Source organism: Novosphingobium sp. KA1 (genome assembly GCF_017309955.1).
In the GTDB taxonomy this organism is placed as follows: domain Bacteria; phylum Pseudomonadota; class Alphaproteobacteria; order Sphingomonadales; family Sphingomonadaceae; genus Novosphingobium.
Window position 1 is genome coordinate 343,003 of sequence record NZ_CP021247.1, and the last position, 18,060, is coordinate 361,062.

General features: G+C 66.2%; 14 protein-coding genes. All 14 read right to left on the reverse strand.

The genetic code is table 11. The annotated features are described in order from the left end of the window. Positions 1–65: 65 nt before the first annotated feature. The 14 genes from CA833_RS01730 to CA833_RS01795 all read right to left on the reverse strand — a co-directional run bounded on the left by CA833_RS01730 (position 66) and on the right by CA833_RS01795 (position 18,058). Positions 66–584, reverse strand: coding sequence for a YbjN domain-containing protein (locus CA833_RS01730; protein ID WP_207079026.1), 519 nt, complete (start codon positions 582–584; stop codon positions 66–68). 181 nt (positions 585–765) lie between these two features. Beyond that, positions 766–2,634, reverse strand: coding sequence for an SPOR domain-containing protein (locus CA833_RS01735; RefSeq protein WP_242526218.1), 1,869 nt, complete (start codon positions 2,632–2,634; stop codon positions 766–768). A gap of 285 nt (positions 2,635–2,919) precedes the next feature. Continuing rightward, positions 2,920–4,497, reverse strand: coding sequence for a cell division protein FtsZ (gene ftsZ / locus CA833_RS01740; protein ID WP_207079028.1), 1,578 nt, complete (start codon positions 4,495–4,497; stop codon positions 2,920–2,922). Positions 4,498–4,677: 180 nt separating this feature from the next. Next, positions 4,678–5,958, reverse strand: coding sequence for a cell division protein FtsA (ftsA, locus tag CA833_RS01745; RefSeq protein ID WP_142632591.1), 1,281 nt, complete (start codon positions 5,956–5,958; stop codon positions 4,678–4,680). Next, on the reverse strand, positions 5,958–6,935 hold the full coding sequence (locus tag CA833_RS01750; protein ID WP_207079029.1) for a cell division protein FtsQ/DivIB: 978 nt from the start codon (positions 6,933–6,935) through the stop codon (positions 5,958–5,960). Before CA833_RS01750 ends, ftsA begins: the two co-directional genes overlap by 1 nt. Continuing rightward, the gene (locus CA833_RS01755; RefSeq protein ID WP_142632589.1) at positions 6,932–7,894 is read right to left on the reverse strand and encodes a D-alanine--D-alanine ligase; all 963 of its coding nucleotides are present in this window, start codon (positions 7,892–7,894) and stop codon (positions 6,932–6,934) included. Before CA833_RS01755 ends, CA833_RS01750 begins: the two co-directional genes overlap by 4 nt. After that, positions 7,891–8,826, reverse strand: a complete 936-nt coding sequence (gene murB, locus CA833_RS01760) for a UDP-N-acetylmuramate dehydrogenase (protein WP_207079030.1) — start codon at positions 8,824–8,826, stop codon at positions 7,891–7,893. Before murB ends, CA833_RS01755 begins: the two co-directional genes overlap by 4 nt. Beyond that, on the reverse strand, positions 8,823–10,244 hold the full coding sequence (gene murC, locus CA833_RS01765; protein WP_207079031.1) for a UDP-N-acetylmuramate--L-alanine ligase: 1,422 nt from the start codon (positions 10,242–10,244) through the stop codon (positions 8,823–8,825). Before murC ends, murB begins: the two co-directional genes overlap by 4 nt. After that, the gene (gene murG, locus CA833_RS01770; protein WP_207079032.1) at positions 10,241–11,425 is read right to left on the reverse strand and encodes an undecaprenyldiphospho-muramoylpentapeptide beta-N-acetylglucosaminyltransferase; all 1,185 of its coding nucleotides are present in this window, start codon (positions 11,423–11,425) and stop codon (positions 10,241–10,243) included. The genes murC and murG overlap by 4 nt, the downstream gene beginning before the upstream one ends. Then, positions 11,422–12,621 (reverse strand): FtsW/RodA/SpoVE family cell cycle protein, encoded by a 1,200-nt coding sequence (locus tag CA833_RS01775; protein WP_142632585.1) that lies wholly within the window; start codon positions 12,619–12,621, stop codon positions 11,422–11,424. Before CA833_RS01775 ends, murG begins: the two co-directional genes overlap by 4 nt. A gap of 2 nt (positions 12,622–12,623) precedes the next feature. Beyond that, positions 12,624–13,973 (reverse strand): UDP-N-acetylmuramoyl-L-alanine--D-glutamate ligase, encoded by a 1,350-nt coding sequence (gene murD, locus CA833_RS01780; protein WP_207079033.1) that lies wholly within the window; start codon positions 13,971–13,973, stop codon positions 12,624–12,626. Positions 13,974–13,977: 4 nt separating this feature from the next. After that, entirely contained in the window at positions 13,978–15,048 is a 1,071-nt protein-coding gene (mraY, locus tag CA833_RS01785; RefSeq protein ID WP_142632583.1) for a phospho-N-acetylmuramoyl-pentapeptide-transferase, read from the reverse strand. Positions 15,049–15,066: 18 nt separating this feature from the next. Beyond that, positions 15,067–16,587: a UDP-N-acetylmuramoyl-tripeptide--D-alanyl-D-alanine ligase gene (gene murF / locus CA833_RS01790; RefSeq protein WP_207079034.1), complete on the reverse strand. Its 1,521-nt coding sequence runs from the start codon at positions 16,585–16,587 to the stop codon at positions 15,067–15,069. Between the two features lie 7 nt (positions 16,588–16,594). Continuing rightward, positions 16,595–18,058 (reverse strand): UDP-N-acetylmuramoyl-L-alanyl-D-glutamate--2,6-diaminopimelate ligase, encoded by a 1,464-nt coding sequence (locus tag CA833_RS01795; RefSeq protein ID WP_207079035.1) that lies wholly within the window; start codon positions 18,056–18,058, stop codon positions 16,595–16,597. Between the last annotated feature and the right edge of the window lie 2 nt (positions 18,059–18,060).

Here is an 18,060-nt window from a genome sequence, read left to right on the forward strand (position 1 = left end):
CCGGAACCTGCCAAGGGCCTGGGCAAGTGCGTGCCCGGTATCGCCCTGCCCGCTCCAGAACAGCGTCAGGCTTCGCCCGCCGCGTCGATGAGGGCGGCCGCGAGTGCCTCGGCCGGGGTCTTGTCCCCCCAGAGGATGAACTGGAATACCGGATAGAACCGGTCACATTCCTCGATCGCCGCTTCCACCACGGTCTGCGCCTGATCGATGCCGAGCAACCCGTCTTCGCCCAGCATCAGGCCATGGCGATAGAGCACCACGCCGCCATTCGACCAGACGTCGAAATGACCGACCCAGAGCTGCTCGTTGACCAGCGCCAGCGCTTCGTAGACGGCGGCGCGCTTGTTATCCGGAACCCGGATGTCGGGAAGGCACAGCAGTTGCAGGACATGGTCCTCCGGACGCCAGATCGCCTGGAACTGGTAGGTTGCCCAGGCGCCCTTTACTTCCGCGGAAATCTCGTCTTCGCTGGCAAGCTCGAAAGGCCAGTCGCGAGCCTCGAAGAGCGCGGCCAGCATCTCCACCGGAGCGCTGTCCTCGTCATGGCCGATATCGTCCTGAACCGTCCTCATGATTTCCGACATTCGCCCTCCGCGTCGCTTGACCGCATGGATGCTTCGCCTTGCCCCTGCTGCACAATGCGGCGCGCGCGATCGCCTGCGCAAAACTGCACTAGGCTGTTAACAGCGTGTGGATAAGAGTCCGGTCCGGAAACCAACCGGCGGGCGGCCCCTCCTCTTTCCAGGAAAGACCCGCCCGCCGCAATCACTTGACCGGCAGCACGTCGACGACCTGCCCTTCATCGCTGGTCCAGGGCAAGGCGTCGTCAAAGCCCTGCTTTTTCGCGGATGCCAGGAAGGCATTGGCCGCCTTCTGGGTCGCAAAGGGACCTATCAGCACGCGATTGGTGCGGCCCATCTCGCTGACATAGGGCTGGTGCCCCTTGAACAGCGCCGGCGCCTGCTTGAGATAACGGCGCCAGTCGAAGGCGATCGCATCCTTGTTTCGGCCGACGCCAATCTGCACCCAGATCCGACTTGGCTGGGGCGGTGGCACCGGCTTCTTCGGCTTGGCCGGCACGGCGGCCTTGGCAACCGGCTTTGCCGCCGGCTTGGCAGCGCGCTTGCCGTTGACGACCATCTCCGGCTTGTCGTCCGCCTTGCCCTCACTCTTGGGGTCAGCCTTGACTTCAACCTTCGGCGGAGGCGGGGGCGGCGGCGCGGGACGAGCAGGCTCGATCTGCCGGATGTCGACTGCACCAGCGGCCGGCGCCGTCTGCATCGTGGGCTTGCCGAGATCAGCGAAGATTTCCGCCAGCGAAAGCTGATGCCCGCCCGCTTCCGGCGGGGCTTCCGCTGCGGTGATTTTTGCCGGAGCAGACTGCGCTGGCGCAGGTTGCGGCCGGGGAGGCGCGGAAGGAACCGGAGCCGGTTCGGCAGCGGCCTGACGGACCGGGACCGACGGCGGCACCTCAGGGGTGGCGGTTCGGGCCGGGCTGGCACCGGCCGCCGAATCCGGCACCCTGGCAAGATCGAAGCCCTGCGCGCCGGCAGCAGGCGTGGCAACGGTGGACGGCGCGGTCGTCGCTACCGGCCCGCCAGCGGCCACCTTGGCGCCTTTAACGGGCGGCAATTCGCCGCCCACGTCGCGCGCAGCCGGCGCCGTGCGCGGCGGCTCGGTTCGCACCGCACCGGCCGTCGCAGCGGCAACACGGGTCGCATCGGCACGAGCGGGCGCGGGCGTCGGCGCAGACGAGGCCACTGACGCGGACGTTACAGGCTTGCGCCCACCGCGCGCCGCGGGCTTGGCGCCTGCCGCCTGCGGCGCCGGTCGCGGCGCTGCAGCCGCTTCGCTGGCAGCCAACTGGGTCGCATAAGCGGACACCCGCGCGTCATCGCGGCCGATCTCCGAGGCGCGCGGGAACTTGCCGAGATTGGCGGCAGCCGCCTGCTGCGCCCGCGTGAGCCGCGGCATGTAGCGCAGATAGGGCGCGATGTTTTGCGCCAGTTGCGACGGCAGGATCGAATTGGAGACTTCGATCGCCTGCTGGGTATCGCCGGCAATCGCCAGGGCGAAGGCGCGCGCGCGCCAGCCCGGCTTGTCCTGCTTCTGCAGCAGAGGCATCAGCGTGGCCTGCGCCGCCGCGCTGTCTCCTGCGATCGCCTGACTCAGCGCCAGGCGCATGCGCGCCTCCTCGTTGCCGGAGGACGCGGTCAACGCCATCGTGTAGTAATGCTGGGCCGTGACATTGGCACCGACCAGATCGTAGGCAAGCCCCCGATCGACCGCGATCTGCGATGGCGGCGCCCCCGCCCTCTCCGCTTCCGCAAACAGCGGAATGGCCGAGACCGGATCTCCGTTCATCGCCAGCGCTCCGGCAAGACCCGCTTTCACGCGGGCATTGTTCGGCGTGATTTCGTCCGCACGGCGATAAAAACCGATCGCCGCGTCGTAATCACCCAGCGCCTTGGCCGCGTCCGCAGCATCCTGCAGGGCTGCGGCATCGCGCGGACTGCGCGCCAGACGAGCAAGCGCAGCGCTCAACCGCTGCGAATCCGCGCTCGGCAACGCCTGCACCACCGGCCGCGCGACAACCGGCGCACCCTGCGCCATGGCCGGCAGCGGCCCGAGCACGGATACGAGTATCGGCAGGGAAAGCCCCGTTCCGAGGACCTTGCGAGACCACATCCCGCTCGCTCGCTGTTGCCTGACCCGCAAGTTTTGCGACACCTTTTCTGCGACACACCGGACGCATGCCGCCAGGCATGCACCAACAGGCGCCGGATGATCTCAACGGGCCGGGCCTATGCACGCTGCAATCTGAACCCTGCGAAAACGCCGCGCGCGGCGCTTGCACCCGTCACGCACATACGCGAACGGGGCGGACGGTCCAAGACCGCCCGCCCCGCTTGCTACCAATTACTGGTTGTTCTGACGTCCGAGGAAGCGCGGAATCGAGATCGACGCTCCGTCGCCTTCATCAGCGGCCGGCTCGGCAGCCGCTGCCTTGGGGCGCGACAGGCTGGTCATACGCTCGAACAGCGTGCTGCCGCCGCCCACCGGACGGGCCGGTGCGGGCTCCGCTGCGGGACGACGCTGACGCAGCGGCGAGGCATCCTCACCGCCAAGCAGCAGTTCATCCTGCGGAGCAACTGGTTCCGGCGCGGCTTCCATGCCGCCCGAAAGGTCAAGCGGAGCAGCGCGCGACGCGGGAAGGCTGGCGTAGCCATCAACCGCGCCCTCATCGGCGCTCTCGACTTCCTCACCCGCACCAAGCTCCAGTTCACCATAGGTCACAGGAGCCGAAACAGGCGCAGCCGGTGCCGGCGCGGCGACCGGAGCAGGCGGCGAGAGGTCGAGCGGTGCCGGCGCCGGTGTATAGGCTGCCGGCGTCTGGATCGCCGGGCGCGAGATCACCGGGGCGTGCACAGGCGCCGGAGCTTCCGGCGCGGGGCGCGACACCATCGGTCGAACCGGACCACGGCCAGCGCTCAGCGAAACCGGGCGCGCGGCGATTTCGGCCATCTCACTGGTCTGCTCGATGCCGGTGGCAACCACCGAGACGCGGATCTTGCCCTGGAGGTCCGGGTTGAACGCCGACCCCCAGATGATGTTCGCATCGGGATCGACGAGTTCGCGGATGTGATTGGCCGCTTCGTCGACTTCAAGCAGCTTCATGTCGTCGCCGCCGATGATCGAGATGATCACGCCCTTGGCGCCCTGCATCGACACGCCATCGAGCAGCGGGTTCGCTATGGCGCGCTCGGCCGCTTCGAGAGCGCGGTTCGGGCCTTCGCCCTCGCCCGTGCCCATCATCGCCTTGCCCATCTCGCCCATGACCGAGCGAACGTCCGCAAAGTCGAGGTTGATGAGGCCGGGCATGATCATCAGGTCGGTGATCGAGCGCACGCCCTGCTGGAGCACTTCGTCGGCCAGCGAGAACGCTTCCTTGAACGTGGTGTCCGCCTTGGCGACCAGGAACAGGTTCTGGTTCGGGATGACGATCAGCGTATCGACGTGCTTCTGCAGCTCTTCAATGCCCGCATCGGCGGAGCGCATGCGGCGCGTGCCTTCGAACATGAACGGCTTGGAAACCACACCGACAGTCAGCACGCCCTTGGCGCGTGCAGCCTGCGCGATGATCGGCGCGGCGCCGGTGCCGGTGCCGCCGCCCATGCCGGCGGCAATGAAAACCATGTGCACGCCGTCAAGCAGACGCTCGATGTCCGGCAGGGTTTCCTCAGCCGCGGCGCGGCCCACTTCGGGGCGGGCACCGGCACCGAGGCCCTGCGTGATATCGGGCCCCAGCTGGATGCGGGTTTCCGCGATCGAATTGTTGAGCGCCTGCGCGTCGGTATTGGCGACGACGAAGTCGACACCCTCGATCTGCGCCTGGATCATGTTTGCGATGGCGTTGCCGCCCGCACCGCCCACGCCGATAACGACGATGCGCGGACGAAGCTCTTCGATTGCCGGCGGTCCGATGTTGATGCTCATTTCGTTCTCCTGGCAGGCCCGTGCGCGAAGAAATTTACCTTGACTAGTCTGATTGCACGCTTCGCCCGATCGAGGCAAAGCGTGAGCCATCTTTGTCCACAGCAGAAACCGCCGTTTGCGGCCAATCGTGCCGGGTTTGCCATGGCCACTTGCTGGCCCGGCGCCCCCTCGCGCGATCGGTCAAAAGTATTCCCTCAGTGCTCTATAGACGCGATTGATCACGCCCAGGCCCGAATAACTTATTGTCTGCTGACGGTTCTTTCCGAAAGTACGGATATCGATCGGGTCCGCCGCCGCGTAGAGGACGAGCCCTGCAAGCGTCGAAAAGCCCGGCTTCACGTGCGCTTCGGCCAATCCCGTCAAATGCGGCACGCTGCCCACGCGCACCGGCTTGCCCAGCGCGGCCTGCGCATAATCGGCGAGTCCCACCAGTTCCGCACCGCCACCAGTAAAGACCACCTGCTTGCCGCGCTGCGCATTGAAACGCATCACTTTCAGGGCCTTGTTTACTTCTTCCATCAGCAGGCCAAGCTGCCCGGTGATGACGCCGATCAGTTCGGCGCGCGGAATGCGGTTCTTGTCATCGGCATGGCGGGCGATCGGCCCGGCATGTTCCTCGCCCGGCGCATTGACCGGAATCATCTCGCGGTGATCGTGGGGGCTGGCGATGGCCGAACCGTTCACGCACTTCAGACGCTCGGCCTGGAACCGGCGGATACCGAAAGCCGAAGCGATCGCGTCGGTGATATCGGCAGAGCCCATCGGGATCGAGATCATGTCGATCAGCAGGCCGTGCGAGTAGACGGCCACGTTCGTCACTTCCGCACCGAATTCGACCAGCGCCACGCCCAGGTCGCGTTCTTCGGGCGAAAGGCAGGCCTGCCCCGCCGCAATGGGCGAGCCGACGATGGCCTCCACTTCCAGATGCGCGCTCTGCACCGCCTCGGTCAGATTGCGGATCGGCGCGCCATCCGCCAGCATGATGTGGATGTCCACGCCCAGCCGCTCGGCATGGAGCCCCTTGGGATTGCCCACGCCATGCGCGCCATCGAGCCGGTACTGCGCAGGTTGCGCGTGCAGCACCATACGCCCGTCCGGCTGGATCACTTCGCGCGCGGAAACGAGAAGCTGGTCGATATCCTCCTGCTCGATCCGGCGGCCGCCGATCTCGGCATCGAACTGGTCGATCCGGCTGGCGAGCCCTGCCCCCGAACAGCCGATCCAGACCTTGGTAACGCTGGTGTCAGCCATCTTCTCGGCCCGGTCGATGGCATCACGCACCGCATACGTCGCCGCCGCCATGTCGGTGACGTAGCCGCGCTTGATCCCCTGGCTGGCGCGGTGGCCGGAACCGAGCACGATCATGTCGCCCATTTCGGACATGCCGGCGACGATTGCGGAAATGCGGAAAGAGCCGATGTTGACGGCGCCGAACACGCGGGTGATCCGGGGGCCTGCCATCACTGCTCCTCCGCGTCGGCGGGAATTAGGGTCGTTGGCGCCTTCTCGGCGGCGGCCTGACCGTGCGGTACGGCCCCGGCGCTGGAGGCGATTTCCTGCCCCTCGCCTTCCGGGACGCGCATATAGATGCGGTCCGCCGCACGCATGTCGAACGCCATGACCTTGCCGCCCAGAAGACGGTTGGTTCCGTCAAGCCGTGCAAATGTTACCAGCGCGCTCGCCGCTTCCCTATCGCCTTCGGGAAGAGCGAGCACCTGCCCTGTGCGGAACGTCAGGTTCCAGCGGCGATTGCCGATCCACTCCGCCTCCTGCACGCCGGGCTGCAGCGCGGGAGCGGCCTGCAGGAGCTTGGCAAGCTGCGTCACCTCCTCGCCCGCTCCGGGGCCGGAAACGATCAGTTTGCCGCCGGTGTCCTTGCGCGCCACCTGTTCCAGTTCATGCCCTGTCTCGTCGATCAGCACGAACTGGTCATCCTTGCGCAGCACCGCATGGGCCTCGCGCTCCACAATATCGATCACCAGCGTATCGGGCAGTTGGCGCGATACGCGCGCGTCCTTGACCCATGAGAGGCCCAGCAGTTCGGCGCGCAGGGCGTCGAGGTCGACCTCGGTCATCGCCCGATCGCGCTCGGCCAGTGCCTTTTCGTAGACTTTCAACTCGTTGAGATGCTTCACGCCGCGCACTTCCACGCGCTTCACCTCGAAACCGGCATCGGCCGAGACGCGCGCAAATTGCGCATTCGCCAGCATCGGCACGCCGGCGGCATTGGCCACCACGCAGGCAAGCGCCACCGCGCCGCCGAGAATGGCAACGAGGAAGATCTTGTGCAGCTGCTCCTCGGTAAACGGCAGCCACGACATCGCCGCGTCCAGCGTCGATCCCGTGGTCGCCTTGGCCTTGCGGACCTTGGCCTTGGTGCCTTGCCGGGCGGCGACTTTCCTTGCGCTCTTCGGCTTGCGCCGGATCGTCTGGCTCATCCGCCCTCCTTGGCCGCCTTGCGGGCGCGCGCATCTTCGAGCGCTTCGGCAATAATAGCCTCGACCAGATCGGGATATTCCATGCCGCAGGCGCGGGCCTGTTCGGGCACCAGGCTGAGCGGGGTCATACCCGGCTGGGTGTTCACTTCGAGCAGGAACAGCCCTTCGACGCCCTGCGTGTCATCCCAGCGGAAGTCCGAACGGCTGGTGCCCTTGCAACCCAGCAACTGGTGCGCGCGCAGGGCCAGATCCTTGCACGCCGCCGTAATCTCGTCGGGGATCTCGGCCGGGCAGATGTGCTGCGTCATGCCGTCTGTGTACTTGGAATCGAAGTCGTAGAAGCCCGACTTGGGCCTCAGTTCGGTAACCAGCAGGGCGCGGTCGCCGATGACGGCGGTGGTCAGTTCGAGGCCGCGGATATAGGGTTCGGCCAGCAGGCGGTCGAAATGCTGCCAGGGGCCTTCGGTCTCACGGCCGATCGGACTGCCGTAATTGCCCTCGGCCGTGACGATGGCGACGCCGACCGACGACCCTTCGTTGACCGGCTTCAGCACATAAGGACGCGGCAGGGGATCGCGCTCGAAAATCTCGGCGCTTTCGACGATGCGGCCGCCGGGCATCGGAATGCCGTGCGGGACCAGCGCCTGCTTGGTCAGTTCCTTGTCGATGGCGATCACCGAGGTGGCGAGGCCCGAATGGGTGTAGGTGAGGCCCATCAGGTCCATCATGCCCTGCACCGTGCCATCCTCGCCCGGCGCGCCGTGCAGCGCGTTGAACACCACGTCGGGCTTCGCTTCCGCAAGGCGCAGCGCGACATCGCGGTCCATATCGATACGCGTGACCTTGTGGCCCTTGGATTCGAGCGCCTTGGCCACGCCCTCACCGCTCATCAGCGAGACCGGCCGTTCGCTCGACCAACCGCCCATCAGGACCGCGACGTGGAGTTTGGGAAGGGTCACTTCTGAATACCTACTCGTTCTTGATCTCGCGCTCCGGCAAACATGCCTACGCGCTGAATTTCCCATTCGAGCGTGACGCCCGACTTTTCCTTGACCCGGCGGCGAACTTCTTCGCCCAAGGCCTCGATATCGCTGCTGGTGGCGTCGGCCACGTTGAGCAGGAAGTTGGTGTGCTTCTCGCTCACTTGCGCGCCGCCCAGGGTCAGGCCGCGGCAGCCGGCTTCGTCCACCAGAGCCCAGGCCTTGTGGCCTTCGGGGTTCTTGAAGGTCGATCCGCCGGTCTTGCTGCGCAGCGGCTGGCTGGCCTCGCGGCTGGCGGAAATGCGGTCCATCTCGGCCTGGATCGCCTCGGGCTCGCCGGGCTGCCCCTTGAAGCGGGCGGAGACAACCACGGCGCCTTCGGGCAATTCCGAATGGCGATAGGTGTAGCCAAGGTCGGCATTGACCAGCGTGACCAGTTCGCCGGAGCGCAGGACCACATCGCAATCAACCAGCACGTCCTTGACCTCGCCGCCATAGGCGCCGCCGTTCATACGCACGAAACCGCCGACAGTGCCAGGGATCGAGCGCAGGAACTCGACACCGGCAATGCCGTTGTCGCGCGCGGTCGAGGAGACGAGGATGCCGCTGGCGCCGCCGCCGCATTCCAGCGTTACGTCGTCCACTTTCGTCACTTTGGCGAAAGGCTTGCCGAGGCGGATCACGACGCCGGGAACACCGCCGTCGCGCACGATCATATTGGAGCCGAGGCCCAGAGCCATGACCGGCACCGCAGGATCGAGATCGCGCAGGAACGCCTGCAAGTCGGCCAGGTCCTTAGGCTCGAACAGCCACTGCGCCGCGCCGCCGGACTTGAACCAGACGAGCGGGGCCAGCGGCGCGTCGGCTGTCAGCTTGCCGCGCACGTCAGGAATGTTTGCGACCGCGCTCAAGCCGCCCTCCGCTTACCCACGGCGTCGGCGAGCCCTGCCGCCCACTTGGTGATGTCGCCCGCGCCGAGGCAGACGACCATGTCGCCCGGCTGGATCGAGGTTGCCAGCGCATCGGCCAGCGCGTCCGGCCCGGCGATGACCTGCGCGGAACGGTGCCCGCGCGCCTTCATGCCAGAGACCATGTGATCGGAATCGACGCCTTCGATCGGCTGCTCGCCCGCTGCATAGACCGGCGCGGCATAGACCACGTCGGCATCGTTGAACGCGCCTTCGAAGTCATCCATGTGATCGCGCAGGCGCGTGAAGCGGTGCGGCTGGACCACGGCGATGACGCGGCCCTTCACACCTTCGCGCGCGGCAGCCAGCACCGCGCGGATTTCCACCGGATGGTGGCCGTAATCGTCGATCACCGTCACGCTGCCGCCCTCGACCGCGATCTCGCCCACCTTGGTGAAGCGGCGCTTCACGCCGCCGAACTTGGAGAAGCCGGTCTGGATGCACGCATCCGAGCAGCCCATCTCCACCGCAACGCCGATGGCGGCGAGCGCGTTCTGGACGTTGTGGCGGCCCGGCATCGGCAGTTCGATGCCCTCGATCCGGCGGAACGACCCGTCCCGCTGGCGCAGCGCCACGTCGAAGCGGTTGCCACCCGGAACCGGAGTCACGTTTTCACCGCGAATGTCGGCCTGTGCGGAGAAACCGTAAGTCACCACGCGGCGGTCGCGCACCTTGGGGATCACCGCCTGGACTTCGGGGTGATCGATGCAGAGCAGCGCGCAGCCGTAGAACGGCACGTTCTCGATGAATTCGACGAAGGCGTCCTTCACCTTGTCGAACGAGCCGTAGTGATCCAGATGCTCGGGATCGATGTTCGTGACCACGGCGATGGTGCCGTCGAGACGCAGGAACGAACCGTCGCTCTCGTCCGCTTCCACGACCATCCAGTCGCTTTCGCCCAGTCGCGCGTTGGAACCGTAAGCATTGATGATGCCGCCGTTGATCACGGTGGGATCGACCCCACCCGCATCGAGCAGCGCTGCCACCAGCGAGGTCGTGGTGGTCTTCCCGTGGGTGCCAGCCACCGCGACGGTGTTCTTCAGGCGCATCAGTTCGGCAAGCATCTCGGCGCGGCGCACCACCGGGATGCGGTGTTCGAGCGCGTAGACCACTTCCGGGTTCTCACGCTTCACGGCAGTGGAGGTAACGACCACGGCCGCGCCCTCGACATTCTCCGCCGCATGGCCGATCGAGACCTTGATGCCGCGCTTGCGCAGCCCTTCCACCACATAGCCCTCGGCAATGTCGGAGCCCTGCACGGCATAGCCAAGGTTGTGCATCACCTCGGCAATGCCGGACATGCCGATGCCGCCGATGCCAACGAAGTGGATCGTGCCGATGTCGGTGCCAACGCCCTTCATGCGGCAGTTCCCTTGCGCGCGAGGGCTTCACCGCTCTTGGCGGGCACGGTCTTGTCCATTCGAATTACGTCCATGATCGGGCTGGCGCCGAAGCTCTCCACAAGATCGGCAAGGTCGCTGGCGGCGTTGGGATAGCCGCAGTTCCATGAGGCATGCGCGGCATTGGCCAGGGTTTCGGGGTGAAGCGCCATGGCCTGGATCTGCTTGGCGAGCGTGGCCGCAGTGAAGCTATCCTGACGGATCGCACGGGCGCCGCCGGCGGCCACGATTTCGCGCGTATTGGCCGCCTGATGGTCATCCGTGGCGATGGGCAGCGGAATCAGGATCGCCGGGCGGCCCACATCGGTCAATTCGGCAATCGTCGAAGCGCCGGAGCGACCGATGAACAGGTGCGCACCGGCCAGACGCTCGGCCATGTCCTCGAAGTAGGTCGCCAGTTCGGCCGGGATGCCGTGGCTGGCATAGCGGGCACGAACGGCCTCGATATCCTCGGGACGGCACTGCTGGATCACCTGAAGGCGCGAACGCAGCGCCGGGGGAAGCATGGCAAGGCCATCGGGCACCACTTCGGAAAGTACGCGTGCACCCTGGCTGCCGCCGGTGACGAGGATGCGCAGCAGGCTGTCCTCGGTGAATTCGGGGAACGGCGCATCACGCAGCGCCAGCACTTCGTCCCGCACCGGATTGCCGACCAGCGTGACCTTTCCGGAAAGCTTGGGGTCGAGCCGGTCGACCTGCTCGAACGCCGTGGCGATGGCATCGACCTTGCCCGCGAAGTAGCGGTTCACGCGCCCCAATACCGAGTTCTGCTCATGCAGGATCGTCGGCAGACGGGCCGAGCGTGCAGCCAGCATCGTCGGCAGCGCCGGATAGCCGCCGAAGCCGATCACGGCGGTGGGCTGGAAGCTTTCGAACAGGCGCAGCGCCATGCGCTTGCCTTCCAGGATGCCGCGCAGGCCCTTCAGCCAATTCAGCGGATTTTTCCCCGCGATGCGCCCTTGTGGCAGCACATGCGCCGGCAGGTAATCGGGCTTGCCCGGAATCGCGGCGCCGCGCTCATCGGTGATGAGCGCGACGTGATGCCCGCGGCGGTCCAGTTCGGCAGCCAGCGCGAAGGCGGGGATGAGGTGTCCGCCCGTCCCGCCCGCGGCAAGAACGTAGTGACGGCTGACCAGACTCATGAAGAAACGTCTCCGATGGCGCGCAGCGAGAAGCCCTCGCGCTTGATGAAGGGATTGCGCCGCGTGATTGCGAGGAGAAGGCCAACCGTCAAGCACATGGCGACAGTCGACGAGCCGCCGTAGCTGATCAGCGGCAAGGTCATGCCCTTCGAGGGGAAAAGCTGCAGATTGACGAGGATGTTGATGAACGCCTGCCCGCCGAACTGCGAGGCGATTCCCGATGCCGCCAGCACCGTGAACAGGTCCTCTTCCTCGGTCAGGCGCAGCATCACCCGCACCAGCAGCGCAAGATAGAGGCATACGATCACCATGCAGGCGATCAGCCCGAACTCCTCCCCGATGACCGAGAAGATATAGTCGGTATGCGCCTCGGGCAGCGCCATCTTGCGGATGCCCATCCAGAAGCCCTGCCCGAACCAGCCACCGTTCAGCAGCGTGCGCTGCGCCAGGTCCACCTGGTCGAAGGCATTACCGCCCGACAGGAACGAATCGATGCGATTGCGGCCGTTGGCATAGGTGAAATACATCACGACGATGCCCGCCACGCCCGCGCCCGCGAACATGCCGATGCGCTTCAGGGGAATGCCCGCCAGCAGGATCATCACGAAGAACGTGCCGGAAAACAGCATCGTCGAACCAAAGTCCGGCTGCGCCATCAGCAAGGCACCGATGAGCCCCATCAGGCAGAAACAGATCGCCACCACCGGAATGTTGGGATCGCGCGCGCGCCAAGAGAGTATCCACGCCAGCAGGATCGGAAAGCCGGTGCCGAGGAACTGCGAGGGCTGGAGAGAGATGCCGAAGTGCAACCAGCGCTTGGCGCCGTTCACTTCGGAGCCCACCACCGGCACCAGCAGCAAGCCGAAGATCATCATGCCCGCGATCAGGATGCCAAGCCGCCGCGCGCTGTCCTTCGACAGGCTGGAGGCCCAGAACATCGCGCAGAGCCCCACGAACTGCCAGCGCAAGTGCAGCCAGAAGAAGTAGAGCGCCGGTAGACGCTCATGCGCGGTCGACAGGCGGCGCGCACTGGCGGGCGAACCGGCGGCAACGGCAATCGCGCCGATCCCCATCAGGATCAGCACGAGAGCCAGAAACGTACGGTCGATCTCCTGCCACCAGATCGCCAGCTGGCCGCGACGATTGCGGTTGTAGCGGACGTTGGCGGGCGTGTTTCCCGGCGCGGTCGTGGCCATGCCTAGTGCTTCTCCTCGGCGACCGCCGCTTCTCCCTGGGTTTCCAGCAAGGCCTCGACGATCTGGCGGAAGGCCAGTCCGCGCGCTTCATAGTCGCGGAACTGGTCGAAGCTGGCACAGGCCGGCGAGAGCATGACGACGTCGCCGGGGACGGCCTGTGCCATGGCTTCGCGGATGGCCTCGGCCATCATCTCACTGCGATGGACACGCGTATGGGGCGCGAGGATCTCGGCAAAGCGCGGACCGGCATCGCCGATCGTGTAGGCGGCAGCAATGTTGCCGAAGAACGGCGCGCATTCGTCAAGGTCGTCGCCCTTGGGCAGACCACCGAGAATCCAGTGGATGCGCGGGTTTGGAGCGGGCGGGAAAGCGGCGATGGCAGGCGCTGCCGAGGCCGGGTTGGTCGCCTTGGAATCGTTGACGTAGAGCACGCCATTGAACTCGGCCACGCGCTCCATGCGGTGCGGCAGGCCGCGAAACTTGCGCAGCGCTGGCTTCCACTTGCCAGCCGGTATGCCCAGCGCCTCGACAATGGCGACGGCAACGGCCGCGTTCTGCAGGTTGTGCGGCCCCTGCAGCGAAGGCCAGTTCTTCTGGAGTGCGGCGATCTCGTGGCCATCCACCTCGCGCACGAGGCCCGGCTCCCGGCGCGCGCTTTCGACGGCAGCAATATCGGCGGTTTCCGCATCGCCCTTGCCGAACACGCCCGGACGCGCCGCCCCCTGCATCGCGAAGAGCCGCGCCTTGGAGGCGGCATAACCGGCAAAGTTCTCGTATCGATCGAGGTGATCGGGGGTGATGTTGAGCAGCGCCGCCACGTCGCAGTCGAGGCTGCGCGTCAGGTCGATCTGGTAGCTCGACAGTTCGAGCACATAGACGCCCCCCTCAGGCAACGGCTCGGCGGACAGCACCGGCACGCCGATATTGCCGCCGACCCGCGCATCGACCCCCGCCGACTTGAGCAAGTGCTGGACGAGCGCCGTCGTCGTCGACTTGCCGTTGGTTCCGGTGATGCCGACCACCCGGTGCGCGGGCAGGCTTGCGCGGGCGAGCGCAAAGAGTTCGATGTCGCCGATCACCGGCACGCCGTAGCGGCGCGCGGCTTCGGCGATGGGATGGCTGTTGAGCGGAATGCCCGGCGAGACGACGACGCCGTCATATCCGGTGAGATCCGCGGTGACCGGATCGGCCAGTTCGACGCGCCCCGCCATCTGCTGGCGCGGCTCGTCGCGCGCATCCCAGGCCATGACGTGCGCGCCGCTGGCCAGCAGGGTTTCCACAGCGGCAAGGCCCGAGCGCGCGAGGCCGAGGACCGCGTACCGTTTTCCGGCAAAGGCGGGAGAGACGATCACGCGCTTATCGCAGCTTGAGCGTGGACAGCCCGATCACCGCAAGGACGATCGAGATGATCCAGAAACGGATGACGACGGTCGATTCCTTCCAGCCCTTCTGTTCGAAGTGGTGGTGGATCGGCGCCATGCGGAACACGCGGCGACCGGTGCGCTTGAACCAGAAGACCTGGATGATCACCGAGGCCGCCTCGAGCACGAAGAGCCCGCCGACAACCGCCAGCACGATCTCGTGGTGCGCGGCGACGGCGATGCAGCCCAGTGCGCCGCCAAGCGCAAGACTGCCGGTATCGCCCATGAACACGGCGGCAGGCGGCGCGTTGAACCACAGGAAGGCAAGGCAGGCGCCGATGATTCCGGCACAGAAAACCGCCAGTTCACCGGCACGCGGTACGTGCGGAATGCCGAGGTAGGTCGCATAGTCGACGCGGCCAGCAAGGTAGCAGATGATCGCGAAAGTCCCCGCCGCGATGATGACCGGCATCGTCGCGAGGCCGTCGAGACCATCGGTGAGGTTCACGGCATTGCCCGCGCCGACGATCACAAAGGCAGCAAAGACGTAGTAGAACGGCCCCAAGGGAATGTAGCGACCCGAGAGAAACGGCACATAGAGGTTGGTATTGAGCTGGCTGACGATGATGTAGGCGGCAATGCCCGCCACCACGAACTCCAGCGCCAGCCGCAGCTTGCTGGAAAGGCCTGCGGTCGAACGCTTGGACACCTTGTCGTAGTCATCGAGGAAACCGATGATTCCGAAGCCCACGGTCACGAAGATGCAGGCCCAGACGAACGGGTTGGTCATATCCATGAACAGGATCATGGCACTGACCAGCGCCGTCAGGATCATCAGGCCGCCCATGGTCGGCGTGCCGCGCTTGGCGAGGTGGCTCTGCGGGCCATCCTCGCGGATCGGCTGCCCCTTGCCCTGCCGGACTCGCAGCATGTTGATGAAGCGCGGACCGATCAGCAGGCCAAGGCCCAGCGCCGTCATCAGCGCCGCGCCGGAACGGAACGACTGGTAGCGGAAGAGGTTGGACAGCCCCTCGAAGTGGAACCATTCTGCGATCAGATACAGCATCTTGCGGGGGAGCCCCCCCTACCCTTCCTGTTTACCGAGTTCCGTTACCAGAGAAGCCAGGCCAACCGAGTTCGAGCCCTTGACCAGGATCACGTCGCCCTGCTCCAGCCCGAACGCGCGTAGCGCATCGGCAGCTTCCCGCACAGTCAGGCAATGCGCGAAGGGCACGCCCTTGCCAAGCGGAACGCTGTCCGTTTTCCCCGATTCCGGGGATTTTGAAGCATTCGCAGGCACATCGGCCAGAATGTCGGCAAGCGGGCTCATCTCGCCCCCCACCAGAACCGCATAATCGACCTTGGCCGCAGCCAGCGGCACCGCAAGTTCCGCGTGAAAGGCCGGACCGTGCTCACCCAGCTCCTTCATCGATCCCAGCACCGCGATCCGCCGCGTGGCGGGCGTACGGCCCAGCTGCTCCAGCGTCGCCCGCATGGAGGCGGGATTGGCGTTGTAGCTCTCGTCGATCAGCAGAGCGCGGCGACGGCCTTGGGCATCGGGCTCCCCACCCGGAACGTCGATCTGGAGCCGCGCGCCGCGCCCCGGCAACCCGCCCATCTCGGCGAGCGCCACGCCGGCGGCACCAAGGTCGCCCTTGACCGCGCGCACCGCGGCCATGACCGCAAGTGAATTGATCACGTGATGTTCGCCCGGCGTCGCCACCGTGTAGCAGACCCGGCGGTCGCGCATGTCCACGGTCACCAGCGAGCCGCCGCCGATGGCCGGAACCGTATCGAGCAGGCGCACGCCCGCATCGGCCGCCTTGCCGAACGAAACGACTTCGACGCCCAGCGCCTCGGCCACTTCCTTCAAGCGATGGAAATAGGGGCTGTCGGCCGGAATCACGGCAATCCCGCCGGGCTCCAGCCCCTCGAAAATCTCGGCTTTGGCGTCGGCGATCGCCTCCATCGACCCCAGCATCTCGATATGCGCGGGCGCGATGGTGGTGATGACCGCCACGTTGGGGCGCACCTGACGGGTCAGTGCGGCGATCTCGCCTGCATGGTTCATGCCCATCTCGAAAATGCCGAAACGGGCGCGCGAGGGCATGCGCGCAAGGCTGAGTGGCACACCGACATGGTTGTTGTAGCTCTTCACCGAACGGTGCGCGTCACCCCGGCTTGCACGTTCCAGCGCGTCGAAGATCGCCTCCTTGACGCCGGTCTTGCCGACCGACCCGGTGACGCCGATGATCGGGCCGCGCGCCCGGGCACGCGACGCCGCGCCGAGCCGCTCCAGCGCCTCGGTCGTATCCTCGACCAGGATGTGCGGGCCGTCTACCGGCCGGTCCACCACCGCCGCGCCCGCGCCCTTGGCGAAAGCGCCTTCCACGAAGCGGTGGCCGTCCATCGTCTCGCCCTTCAGGGCAAAGAACAGGTCGCCCCGCTGGACGTCGCGGCTGTCGATCTCGACACCGGAGACGGTGAAATCGCCACTGGCCCTACCCTGCATCACCCGCGCGAGTGTGGCCGAATCCCACAGCGCCTGGGTCAAGTCCTCGACCGCTTCAACGGGCCATTCGAGAATCCGGGCGTGAGCGTTCATGGCATTCCTACCTTCCAACCGTACCGGCCATTTCCCTGGCAACGGTAACGTCGTCGAATGGCAGCACGCGAACAGTGTCGCCGCTGCCGATGATTTGCCCCTGTTCGTGCCCCTTTCCGGCAACGAGGACGATGTCCCCGCGCCTGGCTTCGGCTACGGCCGCGCGGATCGCCTCGCGCCGGTCGCCGATTTCGCGCCCTTTACCGTCCATGCCGGCAAGCACCATGGCGCGGATCGCGGCGGGGTCTTCGCCGCGCGGGTTGTCGTCGGTGACGATGGCGAGGTCTGCCCCCTCTGCCGCCACCTTGCCCATTTCAGGGCGCTTGCCCTGATCGCGGTCGCCGCCCGCGCCGAACACCACGATCAGACGTCCTTCAACGTGGGGTCGAAGCGCGGCAATCGCCGCCTCCAGTGCATCGGGGGTATGCGCATAGTCGACATAGACCGGCGCGCCAACCGGAGAGATGGCCGCCCGCTCCAGTCGCCCGCGCACGGTGACGAGGCGCTTCAGTGCATCGAATGTCGTATGGGCATCACCGCCCGTCGCCAGCACCAGCCCTGCTGCGACCAATGCATTGGCGGCCTGATAGGCACCAATGAGCGGCAGCTCGAGCACGCGGGATTTCCCGTCGTGCTCGAGCTGCAGCTTCTGGCCGAGTCCGCCCGGCGTGCGACCCGAGAGGCGGATGCTGGTGCCATTGGCACCCACGGTGAAAACCTTGAGCCCACGCTGTTCGGCCCGGGCAATCGCCTTGGCCGACCATTCGTCGTCAGCCCAGATCACGGCCGTGCCGCCATCGACGACCACTTCGTCGAACAGGCGCATCTTGGCCGCAAAATAGTCGTCCATGTCGGCGTGGTAATCGAGATGGTCGCGCGAGAGGTTGGTGAAGGCTCCCGCGGCCACGCGCGGACCTTCGATCCGGTACTGCGAAAGACCGTGGCTCGATGCCTCATAGGCCACGTGAGACACGCCCTCGCGCGCCAGGCCGGTCAGGTTTGCCAGGAACGTGACGATATCGGGCGTGGTGAGACCGGTCGAAACCGTCTCGTCGCTGGTGGTGATACCAAGCGTGCCGATGGACGCCGCACGGTGGCCGGCCATGCGCCAGATCTGGCGGGTCAACTCGACCGTAGAGGTCTTGCCATTGGTGCCGGTGACGGCCACCAGCGTTTCGGGCACCGGCTGATAGAACGGCGCGGCAAGGCGCGCGAACAGGTGGCGCGGCTCATCGGCGGCAAAGTGGATCGCACCTTCCACCCTGGCCTCAGGGCTGGCGACAATGGCTACTGCACCGGCCTCGATGGCAGCGGCAATATAATCCTCGCCGTTGAACCGGGCGCCCTTGAAGGCACCAAAGACGGTTCCGGGCGCAACCTTGCGGTGATCGATGGCAAAACCCGTGACATTCACGTCCGCGCCTGCCGGGGCAGCAATGTCAGCAGCAGCGCAGAGGGTATTCAGCTTCATTC